Consider the following 16,510-nt stretch of genomic DNA (forward strand, 5'->3'; position numbering starts at 1 on the left):
TTTTTGATTAAGAAGCTGTTTTATTATTTTGATTTAGCTTACTGTTTCTATAACCGTATGCGATGTAAATGACTAATCCGATTGTCAGCCATACAGCAAAGCCTTTCCATGTAAATGCGCTTAATTGCAGCATTAAGTATACACAGAAAATAACAGCTAAGCCTGGGATAATCGGAACCAATGGTGTTCTGAAGCCTCTCTTTAAATCAGGCTGTTTGACTCTTAATACGATGACACCTAATGATACTGCTGAGAATGCGAATAATGTTCCGATATTTGTCAGCTCTGCTAGTTGATTAAGCGGTACAAGTCCTGCGAAAATAGCAACTAATGCAGATGTAACCCATGTGCTGACAATTGGTACTTGGCTTTTTGGGCTCACTCTTTGCAAAGGTTTCGGTAATAGGCCGTCTTTACTGATTGCGTAGAACAAACGAGTTTGTCCGAACATCATAACCATTAAAACAGTTGTTATCCCGATGATTGCACCAAGAGAGATAAGGCCAGCAGCCCAGTTTTGATTTATAAAGCTTAAAGCAAATGCTACTGGATCTTTAACATCAAGTTGTGCGTAAGGCACGATCCCAGTCAAAATTAACGATACGATAATATAAAGAATTGTACAAATACCTAATGCAGTGATAATTCCGATTGGCAAGTTACGCTGCGGATTCTTTACCTCTTCAGCAGCTGTGGAAACAGCATCGAAACCGAAATATGCGAACACAACGACTGCTGCACCAGTTGCAACACCCTGGAAGCCATATGGCGTAAACGGTGTCCAGTTTTCCGGTTTAACGTACCAAATACCAACAGCAATAAACAATAGAACAACAGCGAGTTTAATAATAACCATAATGATGTTCATCTTGGAAGATTCTTTGATGCCTCTAGTTAAAACAAGTGTAATGATAAAAACAATCACAATGGCAGGAATATCAATATAAGTACCTGCTGAAGGATTATAGGCGCTTGTCATAAAGGTCGGCAAGTGGATGCCAAAACCTGAAAGTAAGCCTTGGAAGTAACCTGACCAACCGCTGGCAACGGCGGCAGATGCGAGTCCGTATTCCAGCACTAAGTCCCAGCCAAGTATCCAGGCGATTACTTCTCCGAAAGCTACATAACTGTATGTGTAAGCACTTCCTGATTCAGGTATCATGGATGCGAACTCAGAATAATGCTGCAAATGTACAAGCAAGTCCAGCGATGATAAATGAAAGAATAAGTGCAGGTCCTGCATATTTTGCTGCTGCAACACCTGTTAGAACGAATATGCCTGTCCCAACAATTGCTCCGACACCAAGCATTGTTAAATCGAAAGCGCCTAATACTCGATTTAATGAAGTTGCTGAGCTAGTGGCGACAGCTTTTTTACGAAAAATATTCATTGAAACCTCCTGATGTCGAAATTTATCGAATTTTATCTAAAGGTGAAACTTTTGTCCAGTTTACTAAGATTTTAGAAAACTGTAAAGAGGGAATTTTCTAAAAATAAAAAAATACCCCTTGAAATGATGAATGTGGCAGCATTGTGAAAAAATAAATCCATAATTTACTATTTAATAGGAAGAATGGACAAGTGTTGAATAAGGTTAGTCCCGGTTTGGGTGATAACAATCCTTCAATCAAAAGTAAAATACACTTGTTATTTTGCTCAACTAAATTGATAATAAAGATAAAAGGTTTAATATAAAAAAAATTTAGGGTTGTATGGAAGAAATTTCATTTCTTTGGCTATCATAGTAACCTTCGTTAGATCGTTTAATTTATTGGTGTCAGGAGTCCTTTTTATGGGTGAGTACAAAAATATTTTTGCTAACAAGGATGTAAAAAGATTTTTTATTCTTGTTTTGTTTGCAGCCGTTCTTTATGCAGTGAGCAGCATGATTAATTTAATTTTATTTACATTCATCTTTGCTTTTTTGATGGATCGGATTGTGCAAGTATTCTCCAAAAGACTTCCGATTAAGCGGAGCATCATAGTCATCGCCTTATATATTATTGTTATAGGAGCGCTTGTTTATGGAATTTCTGCTTACTTGCCTGTCTTTATTTATGAGATACAACAATTAGTACGTAATATTATCCGTTTTTATATGAGGCCGAATGATAATCCGGTTATCAGTTATATAATGGATACAATTAGCCGATATCAGGTATTCAGTTATTTAGAGCAAGGCTTTTCCTTTGTGCTCGGTTATTTTAAAAACATAGGAAAACTTGGTCTGCAGGTCTTTTTGGCAATTATTTTAAGCCTTTTCTACCTATTAGAGAAAGACCGGCTTAAAAATTTTTCTCATAAGTTCAGTGAAAGTAAGATTGCCCCGCTCTATTTAGAATTTCAATATTTTGGACGGAAGTTTGCGGGCACTTTCGGTAAGGTAATTGAGGCACAGTTTATCATTGCATTAGTAAACTGCGGTTTGACAACAATCTCCTTATACTTTTTAGGATTTCCGCAGCTATTTGGAATTGCGATGATGATTTTCCTTTTAGGTTTAATTCCTGTTGCAGGTGTCATCATTTCATTGATTCCATTATGTATCATTGCATTTTCAATTGGTGGTATTGCGAAGGTAGTTACAGTCATCATTATCGTTATGGTAGTGCATGCTATCGAGGCGTATATTCTTAATCCGAAGCTTATGTCATCTAAAACAGACTTGCCAGTATTCTTTACATTTATAGTGCTGATTTTTTCAGAGCATTTTTTTGGTGTATGGGGACTGATTGTCGGAATTCCAATTTTTATTTTCCTATTGGATATTTTAGAGGTTGGGGATAAGAAGCAAAAGTAGGAAAAGGACAGGTGCGATTTTGCACTTGTTTTTTTTATTTGTTCATACCAGTCATCTTTCGCTGGTACTCGACAAGATAGGAGTCAAGCAGCTGGCTGATCCTAATTGTATTGGGACTTGAGAATCCCTCATTTGATGCTGTTTTGACCAATTCGTTTCTTAAATGGTCTATCATTCGCAGCAACTCCTTAATATCTTCGTTTTCCCTTGAAAGATTTGGCATTTTGGCAGGCTCCTTGGATTTGAACTTACTTTTTGCATGTTACCAAAATAAGGGGGAAATAAAAAGTGTTTGTCGTAAAATGAAGGAAATTAGTTCTTTTATACTGATTAGCGCTATTTGTTCAAAAAAAAGAAAGCTTGATAGCTTTCTTTTTAAAAGAATACAATAATGATAATAACTGCAACAACTATACGATAAATGGCGAATGGCACCAATTTAATTTTGTTTATTAATTGCAGGAAGAATTTGATTGAAATCAATGCAAAGATAAATGCAGCGATAAAGCCGGCGATAAAAAACGGCAGGGCATCTGTAGTAATGTATTCCCAGTTTTTCAATAAGGATAAGAAGCTTGCTCCTGCCATAATTGGCACTGCCATAATGAAGGTAAAGTCAGCTGCGGCACGATGGCTTAATCCAAGCAGTACTCCGCCTGAAATCGTTGAGCCAGAACGGGAAAAACCAGGCCATAATGCGATACATTGGAAAAGGCCAATTAAAAATGCCTGCTTATTAGTGATTTGGTCGACTGTTTCAACAGTCGGCTTTTTTCTTTTTTGAGTGAAATCTGCAATTATCATTAATATTGCTCCAGCGATAAGTGCATAAACGACTGTTTCAATTCCAAAAAGCTTTGAGTCAATATAATCTTCGAAAAGGAAACCAAGAATAGCTGCAGGTAATAAACCAATAATAACCTGTACAAGGCTTAATTTTGGTCCAACAATTTTCTTGCCGTTAATATCTTTTTTCAAGCCAAGCAAATTCATAAAACGGTCCCAGAAAAGAATTACAACAGCCAAGATCGAACCTAATTGGATGACAACCTTAAAGGTATTGGCTACAGCAGGGTTAAACAATTCCTCTGATTTAAGCAGTAAATCATCCACGATAATCATATGGCCAGTAGAGGAAACAGGCGCAAATTCTGTAAGCCCTTCTACTATCCCCAAGATGATGGCAACTACTATTTCCCATAAAACGTCCAAACTATCCACTCCTAATGCTATATATGTATTTTAGTATCTTTGGTTTCGTGTGCATGTCCTAAACTATCATAACAAATTTACTTAAAAAGAAACACTCCCATTTATTTGGGTAGCTATCACTTTTTTATAGGATTTAGGAACTATAGTATCGCACCAATATAATGACGTGAAAAAACCTAAAAGGGTTTCACTTTATCCGCTTTTTACAATAAAATGAGAAGATATGAACAGATTAGAGGTAATGAAGATGACATTGGAACATCAAGGCGCAATATCTGTCGGAGATGCATTTATAGACTATCTATCGATCGATGAGAACAACGATAAATATGAGAAACGGCTTGGAGGAGCATCTGTGAATGCAGCTGTTCATTTAAGCAGGTATAAAATGGCAAGCTATTATGTTACAAAGCTAGGGGATGGCCAAGACAGTAAGTTCGTGAAAGAAGAATTGATTAAGGAGTCTATTAAGCTGGATTACAGTGTGCATACGCCAGCAAAGGAGCTTCCGTGTGTTTATATCCATTTAGATCAAAATGGCGACAGGATCTTTCACTCATACATGAATGAAACACCTGATGATGTGCTTACCAGCAAGGATATTCAAGAGGATGCTTTTATTAACAGGAAACTGTTTTACTTTGGATCAGGAACTTTGTTTCATGAAAAAGCTAAGGAAGCAACTAGAAAAGCATTAGAAGCAGCCAAGAAAAACAATGCTTTCATCAGCTTTGACGCAAATATCCGTTTAAAAAGGTGGGAAAGTGAAGAGCATTGCAGAAGCACAATTCTTCGCTTTTTGCCTAAGGCTGATACTATCAAGCTTTCAGAAGAAGAACTTCTTTTGTTAATGGAAGAAACTAGTCTTGAAGCTGCGCTTGAAAAGGCAACCGAAATTCCTGTTCCCCTTATCTATGTGACAGTAGGCAAAGAAGGAGCATATGTTATTTTTCAAGGACAAACAGAATTTATTAGAGGCAAATTAGTAGAGGCAATTGATACAACAGGTGCCGGTGATGCTTATATGGCTGCAGTCCTATTTTGTATCCATATGTATGGCTTTCCTGCAACAATCAAAGAAGCAGTTAGTTATGGTTATAACGGTAATATTATGGGGGCATTAGTTGCAACAAAAGTAGGTTCACTTCCTGATATCGGCAACTATTGTCAGATTGTAGACGAGTTGTTTATAAAGCCAGACAAAATGAAACGGTAAATCCAGCTTTTAAATAAAGTTGGATTTTTTCATGTAATTTTTTATGACACCGATTGTTAAATGTACTGGATTATTAATCTGAAAATTCTGTATAATAATGGTGGAATAAATAAAAAAGTTATTTCTAAGTTGGAGGGAACAAAGTTGACGAACATTTTATTATCTTTAAGTGATGGATTTATAGAGGAAAAAAGAAAGCTGGAAAAGGAATTAACAAGTCTTGGCGCAACAGTCACAAGTATTACGACAAAGAAGGAGAGCATATCTGGCTATCTTCATGATGCCGAAATAATTGTGACAGGTGTAGAAAATATGGATAGAAGGGCGATAGAAGCAGCACCAAATCTTAAATATATTTCTAAGTTCGGTACTGGGATTGATAATATTGATTTAGATGCAGCAGCAGAAAGCGGCATTATTGTGACGAATACTCCGGGTCAAAATGCATCGTCTGTTGCAGATTTGACCTTCGGGTTAATGTTGTCCATTGCCAGAAATTTACCCACTTCCAATGACCTAGTTAAAAACGGTGGATGGAAGCTTCATATAGGAAATGAAATAGAAGGAAAGCGGCTAGGAATAATTGGCTTTGGAGAAATCGGGAAAAAAGTAGCGAAGCGGGCGACTGGTTTTGATATGGATATTGTCACATATGCAAACTATAAGGATGAAGCGGAAGCGCAAAGACTAGGGGTGCATTTTGTCAGTCTGGAAGAGCTGTTAAGCACTGCAGATTTTATCGTGATTTGCACAAATCTCAAAAAGTCGACCTATCATTTAATTAACGAAGAACGGCTTACATTAATGAAAAATTCTGCTTATTTAATCAATATCTCAAGAGGAGATTTAATTGATGAAAAGGCACTTATCCGCAGTTTAAAGGCGGAGCAGATTAAAGGAGCAGCTTTAGATGTGTTTAGCAGTGAGCCACCAGACCTAGAATTGGCTCAGCTTAACAATGTTGTTTGCACTAGTCATATTGGCGGGGCAACAGAGGAATGCTCGAAAAGAATTGGGAATGCTATTTTGCAAAACATAAGAAGTTACTTACAAAGTAAGGAATTACAACATATAGTTACAAAAAATGACTAAAATGAATATTTTTTATAGATAATTTATTCAGAAAAATTTATTTTTTTGCTATAATGAACCTAGGTATTTTGATTTATAAGAATATTTTTATAAATAGACCAAAAGGAGTAGTTTTGATGAAAAGCAAAATAAGTAAATTTTTCAAAAGGAAAGAGGGTGGAAGTAAGAACACAAATCCTAAAAGAAAGTGGTTGATGAAGGCAAAAAAAGTAAAAACACACAAAAGGAAAAAGAAGTTTATTTCTATCCGAAAAAAACTTATCTTATCCTTTCTTACTATCCTTCTAATTCCAAGCTTAATCATTTCCATTGTGTCCTATATAATAGCAAAAGAAAAAATCGAGCAAAACTTGATTATTTCCTCACATGAAAGCGTCAAGTTTATCCATAATGAGGTTGCTGCCATCACAACAAAAAAAGAGCAGGATGCTACTTTCTTGGCAAATGCAATCAGTGCTTCGATGCTTAATGGTGATAGGGATGAAATAAGAAGAATATTCACCCAGTATTTAGGACAAAACCAAGATGTTCTCAATGTTTATTACGTGAGAGAAGACGGCGAAGTATACAGAAATGCGAACCAGGAAGTTCCTGCTGGGATGGATGCCTTAAATCAAAGCTGGTATAAGGAAGCCCTTGATTCATACGGAAATGTCGTCATGCTTCAGCCGCGAGAGGATGAGCAGACTAGAAACTCTATTGTTACATTTTCAAAGGTTACATATGACAAAAAAGGCGTTATTGCCATTGATTTAAAGATTAGTTCATTAACAGATATGGTTAGAGGCTCGAAAATTGGCGAACAGGGCTATATGATTCTTCTTGATGCCCAAGGAAACTATATATATCAGCCTAACTCAAAAGCTGATTCAAAATCGGATGACAACGCCAAATGGGTCCAGGATTTATATAAAGAAAATTCAGGCGAAGTATCTTATACCCAGGATGGACAGGAAAAGCTTGCTATCTATGAGTCTGATTCAAAAACAGGCTGGAAAATAGCTGGCATCATGAATCAATCTGAAATCAGCAATTCATCTTCGACTATATTTTCAACAACAGGTATTGTGCTGATTGCTGCACTTCTTATTGGCGGAGCACTTATCTTCTATATTATTCGTTCAATAATCATGCCACTAAAATTACTAGCAAAAAGTGCAGAGCGTATCTCTGACGGTGATTTGACAGAGGATATTACAATGGAAGCAAGTGATGAGATTGGTTTGCTTGCCAAGAGCTTTGCTAGCATGCAGCAAACTTTGCGCGAGGTTGTAACAAATTTAAATCATTCTATGGAGCAGGTGACAGCTTCATCTGAACAGTTAGTAGCAAGTGCCGGTCAAACGACAGCTGCTTCTAATCAGGTGACAACATCTGTTCAGCAAATTGCTAATGATGCTGAAAACATAACTACAAGTATTGGTCAAACATCCACTTCCATTGAGGATGTGCTTCAGGGAGTGATTAAAATAGCAGATAAGTCGACTGCTGTTGCTGCCCTTTCGAAGGATACACATCAATTGGCAGAAGAAGGCGGAGCATTTGTAGAGAAGAACTTAAAGCAAATGAAGTTTATCCATCATTCTATTATTCAATCAAATGAGGTAATCGGAGCATTAAACAACCGTTCTAAGGAAATAGGCAAAATCATTCAAGTGATCGGGTCTATTGCAGATCAAACTAATTTGCTGGCATTGAATGCTGCAATAGAATCAGCAAGAGCTGGCGAACATGGCAAAGGATTTTCAGTTGTAGCAAATGAGGTGCGCAAGCTTGCCGAACAATCGCAAGAATCTGCGAAGCTGATCTCGTCTTTGATTGCTGACATCCAAAAAGATACAGATCAATCTGTCGTAATAATGGGCGAGGTATCCAAAAATGCGGAAGATGGGCTATCTATTTCAGAAGCAACCTCAGACAAGTTTGCCCAAATCATTAAAAGCACTAGTGACATGGGGCCACAGATGGAGGATGTATCAGGAGCTGCACAGCAAATGTCTGCAGGCTTACAAGAGGTGTCTTCAGCTGCCAGTGATATTGCCACAATTGCTGTCGGCAATGCGGCAGGTGCAGAAGAGGTGGCAGCAGCTTCAGAAGAGCAGCTTGCCAGCATGGAAGAAATTAATGCTTCAGCAAAAGCATTAACTTTAATGGCCGAAGAACTGCTTGTGATTGTGAATAAATTTAAAGTGTAATACAAGCAACCCGCCGAATAGGCGGGTTATTTTTTATTAGTTTCTCTAAATTGACAAACGAAAATACACTTCCATATAATTAGGTAGCCTACCTAATTATTAAAGGAGGGAATAGTTTGGAAGAGCTGCCACATAGATTGCTGCATGCAATCAGACAATTTCAGAAGTTAAGCCATACAGGTCATACCATGCATGGCTTAAAACGAAGCGAAATTATGATGCTTATGGCCATAAAAAAAGGGAACCAAGAGAAGGAAAAGCTTATTACCGTGAAGGATTTGAGTACAGCCTTAAAGATTACCTCACCATCTGTCACACAAGTTATCAATGTATTAGAAAAGTCCGGCTATGTCGACAGGATTAATGATCAACAGGACCGGCGGATTATGAGAATTGTCTTAACAGATAAAGGAAACGATATTACTACACAGATTTTTCAAAAGGTGGAAGAAAAGTATTGTAATTTAGTTGATTTCTTAGGAGAAGAGAAAAGCAACAGCCTTATTGAATTATTAGATGAGGTCTACAGTTTCTTTTCAAAGGAAGCCAACAGAAAAGAGTAAATGAAGCTAGCGAAGAATAAACTGGAGGATAATTGATGAAGAAGCTGCTGCTAGGATTAAAACCATATAAGATAGGTGTTGCCATCATATTGCTTTTGACGTTGTTCCGTGTTTTAGCGGAATTATATTTGCCGACACTTATGGCAGATATAGTCGACTACGGAATCGTCCAGAATGATATTCGATATATGCTTGAGATCGGCGGATGGATGATTGGTGTTGCAGCGTTTGGGACAATATGTGCATGCATCTCAAGCTTCTATTCCTCAAAGGTAGGGTCATCTTTTGCAAAAGATTTAAGACGAAAGATGTTTTACAAGGTAGAAAGCTTTGGTGTAGAGGAAGCAAACCGTGTCGGCATTTCCTCTTTAATAAACAGAACAACTAATGACATCAATCAAGTACAGCAAGTGACGATGATGATCTTAAGAATGGTCGTGCTCGCACCGATGATGTGCATTGGCGGAATTGTCATGGCTGTATCAAAGAATGCGAAATTATCTTTAATATTTGTAGTAGCCATTCCAGTGCTTGCACTTATTATTTATCTTGTTATCAAAAAAGGTATCCCGTTGTTTAAGGTAATGCAAGGAAAGCTTGATAACTTGAATGGCGTACTTCGAGAAAATTTAACTGGTGTTCGTGTTATCCGCTCCTTCAATAAGGAAGAATTTGAAAAGGAGCGTTTTCTGCGCGCGAACGAGGATTTGACTACCACAGCATTAAGAGTAAACAAAATAATGGCAGTTACGATGCCGATTATGATGATTGTTCTTAACCTATCGACTGTCGCTATCATTTGGTTTGGCGGCATTCAAGTGGACCAAGGCAATATGCAAGTTGGCGATATTATGGCATTTGTCCAATATGGAATGCAAATAATGTTTTCACTTATGATGGTCAGCATGATTTTTGTGATGATGCCAAGAGCATCCGCTTCAGCAGACCGTATTAATGAGATACTTGATATTTTACCAACAATGCCGGACAAGGAGTCTGCCGGTGGCATGCTTAACAAAGGGGAAATTGAATTCCGCAATGTAAGCTTTTCTTATCCCTTAGCAGAGAAGCCGGTGCTCGAAGGACTCTCGTTTCGAATGCAGCCTGGAAAAACAACAGCCATCATTGGCGGAACAGGCTCAGGAAAATCGACTGTTCTCCATTTAATAACAAGATTTTATGATGTTAATAATGGCGAAATCCTTGTAGATGGAAAAAACATAACAGAATACGCTCAAAGTGATCTTCGTCATGCGATTGGCTATGTACCGCAAAAAGCAGTTTTATTTTCAGGCACAATTGCAGATAACATTCGTTATGGGAAGGAAGATGCTACAGAGGGTGAGATTGCCAAGGCATTAGAAACGTCCCAATCGAAGGAATTCGTTGATCAGCTTGAAATGGGGATTGAGTCGCAAATCTCACAAGGCGGTACGAATTTGTCTGGAGGACAAAAGCAACGTTTGTCCATTGCAAGAGCACTCGTAAGAAAGCCGCATATTTACTTGTTTGATGATAGTTTTTCCGCACTTGATTATCGAACAGATGCAAATTTACGGAAAGCATTAAAGGAAGATATTACGGATGCCAATGTTATTATCGTTGCCCAAAGAGTCAGCACTATTAAAGATGCAGATACAATAATTGTGTTGGATGAAGGGCAAGTTGCGGGGATCGGGACACATGAGCAATTGCTTATCAGTTGCAGCGTATACCAAGAAATTGTGAAGTCACAAGGCATTGTGGAGGAGACAGTATGAGTGGACAACATCACAGCAAAAATAATTCACCGATTCCCTCAAAGGGCCACGGGGGTCCAAGCCATATGCCTGTCCAAAAAGCAAGGGATGCAAAAGGCACACTGAAGCGTCTTGCCAAATACCTTGGTGCATATAAGCTGCAGCTATTATTTGTTATTCTAGCTGCCATTCTTAGCACTGTCTTTTCAGTATTTAGCCCGAAGATTTTAGCAAAGGCAATTGATAAAATCTTTAACGGGCTGATGGCCAAAATGAACGGTGTACCAGGTGCTGTCATTGACTTTGGAGCAATTGGACAAATTCTGTTATGGCTTATTGTTCTTTACATCGTCAGCTCCTTATTTATGTATATACAGCAGATTATTATGGTCAATATTTCACAGAAGACAATATTCCAGCTGCGGCAAGAGGTACATGAAAAGCTGGAAAGACTCCCGCTCAAATATTTTGACAGAACACCACATGGTGAAACATTAAGTAGAGCTATTAATGATATTGATAATATCAACAATACGATGCAACAAAGTGTGACACAATTAATTACATCTGTGATTACATTTGTCGGAGTTATTATTATGATGCTTACTATCAGTCCTGTTCTTGCACTAGTATGCTTTTTGACTATTCCTTTGAGCATATTTGCAACAGTGAAAATTGCCAAACGCTCACAGGTTCAGTTCAGAAGTCAGCAGGCATCATTAGGTGCATTAAATGGTCATATTGAGGAAATGTTCACAGGTCATCAAATCGTAAAAGCATTTGGTCATGAAAAGAAAGCAATTGAAACATTTGACGGTATTAATGATAAATTATTTGAATCAAGTTGGAAGTCTCAGTTCATATCAGGTCTGATCATGCCATTGATGCAATTTATTAATAATATCGGCTATGTATTCGTCGTCGTAATCGGAGCAATTTATGCTTCAGCAGGAAGAATTACTGTCGGAGACGTTCAAGCCTTCATCCAATATGCAAGACAATTCTCGCAGCCTATTCAACAGCTCTCCAATATCTCTAATGTCATCCAATCAACGATTGCCTCTGCTGAGAGGGTGTTTGACCTATTGGATGAAGAGGAAGAATCGAAGAATTCGGATGAGAAGACTGTCATTGACCATCCATCTGGTGCCGTACAATTCAATTCTGTCTATTTCAGCTATAAAGAGGATGAGGAGCTTATTAAAGACTTGAACATTCAAATTAAGCCAGGACAGAAAGTAGCAATCGTGGGACCAACTGGCGCCGGGAAAACAACCCTAATCAACTTATTAATGAGGTTTTATGACCTTAATCAAGGCTCTATTAAAATTGACGATGTTGATATTTCCACAATGGAGCGAGGGCATTTGCGCAGCATGTTTGGCATGGTGCTCCAGGATACTTGGTTATTTAAAGGAACGATTCGGGACAATATTGCTTATGGCAAGCAAGGTGCAACAGATGAGGAAGTGCGCAAAGCAGCTGTGCTGGCAAACGCCGCACACTTTATCCGAACATTGCCTGATGGCTATGAAACAGTTATTAATGAAGATGGTTCCAATATTTCGCAAGGTCAAAAGCAATTACTTACTATTGCCAGAGCACTATTAGCAGATCCAGCTTTGCTAATTCTAGATGAAGCAACAAGCAGTGTCGACACAAGGACAGAAGCACAAATACAAGAAGCAATGGCAGAGCTTATGAAAAATCGTACCAGCTTTGTTATCGCACATAGACTTTCAACCATTAAAGATGCAGATGTCATCCTAGTCATGAAAAACGGTCAAGTGATCGAACAAGGAAACCATGAAGAGCTGCTGCAACAAAACGGATTTTACGCAGACTTATATAACAGCCAATTTTCAGAAGCAACAGCTTAAAATTTGGCAGAAAAACCGAGCTATGATTCAGAATTCTCTTATGTGAATTTCGACATAACTCGGTTTTTTCTTTATTACTATCAGTGATTTAGCTATATCAACTCTTAATAGTTGATATGGAAACAACTAACTTTAAAGTCATACACGAAATAAAAAAATCATCTGTCCAATATTTCATAGTAAATTCTAAGCCTATAGTCTGAGAAAAGATAATGCTAAAGTTTGTTCACCAAAACGGCAAACGTCTATATGATGAAAAGAGGGAAAAGCTTCATTTACTGAAATTCATCCTTATATACAGTAATCAGTAAGGTGAATGGACTATTTTTTCATAAATGGAAACCTTTTGCATTATTAAATCGTTATACAATAAAATGTAATTTTGGTGGAGGTTAAGAATGGATGAGCAGACTGTTTATTTAATACTAAGTGATACTGGCACCTTGTTCACAAGATGCATTAAGCTTTTTACAAAAAAACCACATAACCATGCCTCTATTTCTTTTGACTCCCAGTTAGTAGAAGTTTACAGCTTTGGACGAAAGAAACCGAAAAATCCTTTCATCGGCGGGTTTGTTAAAGAAGATATTAGAGATGAATTTTTCAAAAACGCCTGCTGTGCCATCTATAGCATTCGTGTTACAAAAGAGCAGCATGACAAGATGAAGGACATTATTAATCAGATTGAAAAGGAAAAGCATTGCTATCGCTACAACTTAATTGGTTTGTTTTTTATTATGTTTAATATTCCTTTTCCCCGTAAAAATGCTTTTTTCTGTTCGCAATTTGTCGCGTCTGTTTTACATGAAAGCGGGGCTTTATATTGGAATAAACACCCATCTTTAGTAACGCCATATGATTTGCTTGATGATTATAAAATGGAGCATATATATGAGGGGAAACTGCAGCATTATTATGTAAAACCAGCAGCTTCCTTTTAAATACATTAATAGCACTTATATCTATTTTATCCCTAACCATCCAATGATGGTTTTTTTTATTTTTATTAAAAAGATGGTTATCAGAAAAGCTTTTGGTGAAAATATAAAAAGAAAGTAAATAACTTTTGACAAATAACTTCTCGATATAATATGATAACTTTTGTCTTACAAGACATATCGGAATTAGGAGGATTTTTCGCATGAAGAAATTCAGTTTACTGCTATGCTTATTATTAAGTTTAACAATAGCATTGGCTGCTTGTGGCAGCAATGCAGATAAAGACGATTCAAATTCAAATGCTGATAACAACAGTAAGGATTTGCTCGAAAAAATAAAAAGTGATGGGAAAATTGTCGTTGGTACAGAAGGTACATATGCACCATTCACTTTTCATGATGAAAAAACAGGCGATTTAACAGGATTTGACGTTGAAATTGCTCAAGAAGTAGGCAAGCGTCTTGGCGTCGATGTAGAATTTAAAGAAACACAATGGGATGCAATCTTTGCAGGTCTTGATGCAAAACGTTTTGACATGATCGCAAACCAAGTAGGTATTAATGATGAGAGAAAAGAGAAATATCTATTCTCAGATCCATATATCTCCTCTACAGCAGTTCTAGTTACGAAGTCTGATTCAGATATTAAAAGCTTTGAAGACCTTAAAGGCAAGAAATCAGCTCAGTCACTAACAAGCAACTATGCGAAAACAGCAGAGTCTTACGGTGCTGAACTTGTCGGTATTGATGGCTTTAACCAAGCGGTTGAATTGCTGAACTCTGGCCGTGTTGATGCAACAGTCAATGATAAACTGTCATTCTTAGATTATAAAAACCAAAAGCCTGACACAGACATCGTCATTGCAGACTCAGCAGATGATGTGGCACAAAGTGGTTTAATGTTTAGAAAAGACAGCGAATCATTAGTAACAGAGGTTAATAAAGCACTTACAGATATGATCGATGATGGCACATACAAAAAAATATCTGAGAAATGGTTCGGGGAAGATGTTCTTAAATAATATCTTTACAGATCCTGAGCAGCTTCAACGTTATACGGATATAGCAACAAGTTCCCTTCTGCCTTTGCTGAAGGGGGCCTTTTTGTATTCGTTGCCTTTAGCCATTGTGTCTTTCATCATCGGTCTTGTTCTCGCGGTGCTAACCGCCCTTGCGCGTTTATCGAGCGTAAAGATTTTTCAAATTATTGCTCGTGTCTATGTTTCCATAATTAGAGGTACACCGTTATTAGTACAGCTCTTTATTATTTTTTATGGTCTTCCGAATTTAAGTACGGAACACCTTACCATCGATCCAGTGCCGGCAGCAATTATCGGTTTCTCCTTGAATGTCGGCGCATATGCGTCAGAAATTGTCCGAGCATCGATTTCGAGTATTTCAAAGGGACAATGGGAGGCAGGCTATTCTATTGGAATGACATACGGACAGAATTTAAAAAGAATTATTCTGCCACAAGCAGCCCGAGTGTCTCTGCCGCCATTATCAAACACATTCATCAGTTTGATAAAGGATACATCACTTGCGGCACTTATCCTTGTTACGGAAATGTTCCGCAAGGCACAGGAGATTGCAAGTACTAACTACGAGTTTTTACTGCTGTATTCAGAAGTAGCTTTGCTTTATTGGCTAATTTGTTTTCCGCTATCCATTGTTCAGCAAAGGTTGGAGGACCGCTTCAGCAGGCATTTGCTTAAATAGACAACACAATTGCAGAAAGGAGGATGCCAAATGATTAAGATTACAGGCCTATCCAAAAGCTTTGGAGAGCTGGAGGTTTTAAAGGACATTAGTTTAAATGTAGAAAAAGGGAAAGTGATTGTTGTGATTGGACCATCTGGATCAGGGAAAACAACAATGCTTCGCTGCTTGAATCTTCTTGAAACACCATCTGGAGGAACGATTGCTATCAGCAATAAAAGCATTGATTTCTCTCAGAAAGTTTCTAAAAAAGAAGTAACAGAATTTCGTAAACTGACAGGTATGGTATTCCAAGGCTATAACCTGTTTCCTCACAAGACAGCATTACAAAATGTAATGGAAGGACCGGTTATCGTCAAAAAAGAGGATAAGGAAAAAGCTCGGAAAAAGGCAGAACAGCTTCTCGCTAAGGTTGGCTTGGCCGATAAGCTGGACTTTTACCCTTATCAGCTTTCAGGAGGACAGCAGCAGCGTGTTGGTATTGCGCGCGCGCTTGCGATGGAACCGGAAGTTATGCTTTTTGATGAGCCGACATCAGCACTAGACCCAGAGCTTGTCGGTGAAGTATTGAAAGTTATGAAGGATCTTGCAAGAGAAGGAATGACGATGATTGTTGTTACACATGAGATGAAGTTTGCCAGAGAAGCAGCAGACGAGGTCTTATTTATGGATGGCGGCTATATCGTAGAAAAGGCAACTCCTGAAGAATTTTTTACTAATCCAAAGGAAGACAGAACAAAAAGATTTCTGCAGTTGCTGCAATAAAAAAAAGAGATATTCGGCTAATAAATCCTTAGGGGGGATGATTGCCTAATATCTCTTTAACAAAAGGGGGAATTACACTTTGTAATAACATTGTGGTCTCCCTTTTTGATTTTTATACATTCATTCTAAAAAAAATTATTCGCCCCGTATTTTTTGATGAATAATTTCATCCTCCAGCAAATTAATGAAGGCAAGTACAATGCCAGCAATTAGTGCAGCAATCGTATACACGGAAATATCAGTGATGATATAGAACAAAAGTGTGCTGATAAACGTCCAGACCATACAAAACTGGACACTTGACAGCTTTTTGAGTTTTTCCAATGGAGCCCCTCCTAACAGCGACCAACAATCTTCCCCCTACAGTATATGGCAAGACCATTCTCTTTA

At 37.8% G+C, this 16,510-nt stretch carries 14 protein-coding genes and 1 pseudogene; 11 read left to right on the forward strand and 4 right to left on the reverse strand.

What is annotated here, in order from left to right; all coding sequences use genetic code 11:
• Positions 1 to 7: 7 nt before the first annotated feature.
• Positions 8 to 1,391 (reverse strand): annotated as a pseudogene (locus CEQ21_RS16540) (amino acid permease).
• 402 nt (positions 1,392 to 1,793) lie between these two features.
• Here CEQ21_RS16540 and CEQ21_RS16545 point away from each other — a divergent pair.
• Positions 1,794 to 2,801: an AI-2E family transporter gene (locus CEQ21_RS16545; RefSeq protein ID WP_185765475.1), complete on the forward strand. Its 1,008-nt coding sequence runs from the start codon at positions 1,794 to 1,796 to the stop codon at positions 2,799 to 2,801.
• Positions 2,802 to 2,835: 34 nt separating this feature from the next.
• On the opposite strand, the gene CEQ21_RS16550 is transcribed toward CEQ21_RS16545, so the two are convergent.
• Together CEQ21_RS16550 and CEQ21_RS16555 are read right to left on the reverse strand one after the other, a co-directional pair.
• Complete coding sequence (locus CEQ21_RS16550) at positions 2,836 to 3,024, reverse strand: aspartyl-phosphate phosphatase Spo0E family protein (RefSeq protein WP_185765476.1); 189 nt, start codon at positions 3,022 to 3,024, stop codon at positions 2,836 to 2,838.
• Positions 3,025 to 3,176: 152 nt separating this feature from the next.
• Positions 3,177 to 4,013, reverse strand: a complete 837-nt coding sequence (locus CEQ21_RS16555; protein WP_185765477.1) for an undecaprenyl-diphosphate phosphatase — start codon at positions 4,011 to 4,013, stop codon at positions 3,177 to 3,179.
• 223 nt (positions 4,014 to 4,236) lie between these two features.
• On the opposite strand from CEQ21_RS16555, the gene CEQ21_RS16560 reads away from it, so the two are divergent.
• From CEQ21_RS16560 to CEQ21_RS16605, 10 genes are all read left to right on the forward strand, one after another.
• Entirely contained in the window at positions 4,237 to 5,229 is a 993-nt protein-coding gene (locus tag CEQ21_RS16560; protein WP_185765478.1) for a carbohydrate kinase family protein, read from the forward strand.
• A gap of 144 nt (positions 5,230 to 5,373) precedes the next feature.
• Positions 5,374 to 6,321 (forward strand): phosphoglycerate dehydrogenase, encoded by a 948-nt coding sequence (locus CEQ21_RS16565; protein WP_235907276.1) that lies wholly within the window; start codon positions 5,374 to 5,376, stop codon positions 6,319 to 6,321.
• 116 nt (positions 6,322 to 6,437) lie between these two features.
• A complete protein-coding gene (locus CEQ21_RS16570; RefSeq protein ID WP_185765480.1) occupies positions 6,438 to 8,516 on the forward strand; it encodes a methyl-accepting chemotaxis protein in 2,079 nt (692 codons plus the stop codon).
• Positions 8,517 to 8,632: 116 nt separating this feature from the next.
• Positions 8,633 to 9,079, forward strand: coding sequence for a MarR family winged helix-turn-helix transcriptional regulator (locus CEQ21_RS16575; protein ID WP_185765481.1), 447 nt, complete (start codon positions 8,633 to 8,635; stop codon positions 9,077 to 9,079).
• A gap of 35 nt (positions 9,080 to 9,114) precedes the next feature.
• Positions 9,115 to 10,839 carry an ABC transporter ATP-binding protein gene (locus tag CEQ21_RS16580; RefSeq protein ID WP_185765482.1) on the forward strand — a complete coding sequence of 575 codons (1,725 nt, stop codon included), beginning with the start codon at positions 9,115 to 9,117 and terminating at the stop codon, positions 10,837 to 10,839.
• The gene (locus CEQ21_RS16585; RefSeq protein WP_185765483.1) at positions 10,836 to 12,698 is read left to right on the forward strand and encodes an ABC transporter ATP-binding protein; all 1,863 of its coding nucleotides are present in this window, start codon (positions 10,836 to 10,838) and stop codon (positions 12,696 to 12,698) included. The genes CEQ21_RS16580 and CEQ21_RS16585 overlap by 4 nt, the downstream gene beginning before the upstream one ends.
• Positions 12,699 to 13,096: 398 nt before the next feature.
• Complete coding sequence (locus CEQ21_RS16590; RefSeq protein WP_185765484.1) at positions 13,097 to 13,639, forward strand: hypothetical protein; 543 nt, start codon at positions 13,097 to 13,099, stop codon at positions 13,637 to 13,639.
• 200 nt (positions 13,640 to 13,839) lie between these two features.
• Positions 13,840 to 14,658: an amino acid ABC transporter substrate-binding protein gene (locus CEQ21_RS16595; RefSeq protein WP_185765485.1), complete on the forward strand. Its 819-nt coding sequence runs from the start codon at positions 13,840 to 13,842 to the stop codon at positions 14,656 to 14,658.
• Entirely contained in the window at positions 14,645 to 15,355 is a 711-nt protein-coding gene (locus CEQ21_RS16600; protein ID WP_185765486.1) for an amino acid ABC transporter permease, read from the forward strand. The genes CEQ21_RS16595 and CEQ21_RS16600 overlap by 14 nt, the downstream gene beginning before the upstream one ends.
• A gap of 30 nt (positions 15,356 to 15,385) precedes the next feature.
• On the forward strand, positions 15,386 to 16,120 hold the full coding sequence (locus CEQ21_RS16605; RefSeq protein ID WP_185765487.1) for an amino acid ABC transporter ATP-binding protein: 735 nt from the start codon (positions 15,386 to 15,388) through the stop codon (positions 16,118 to 16,120).
• Positions 16,121 to 16,255: 135 nt separating this feature from the next.
• On the opposite strand, the gene CEQ21_RS16610 is transcribed toward CEQ21_RS16605, so the two are convergent.
• Positions 16,256 to 16,444 carry a hypothetical protein gene (locus CEQ21_RS16610; RefSeq protein WP_185765488.1) on the reverse strand — a complete coding sequence of 63 codons (189 nt, stop codon included), beginning with the start codon at positions 16,442 to 16,444 and terminating at the stop codon, positions 16,256 to 16,258.
• Positions 16,445 to 16,510 lie beyond the last annotated feature (66 nt).

Source organism: Niallia circulans, assembly GCF_007273535.1.
Lineage (GTDB): Bacteria > Bacillota > Bacilli > Bacillales > Cytobacillaceae > Niallia > Niallia circulans_B.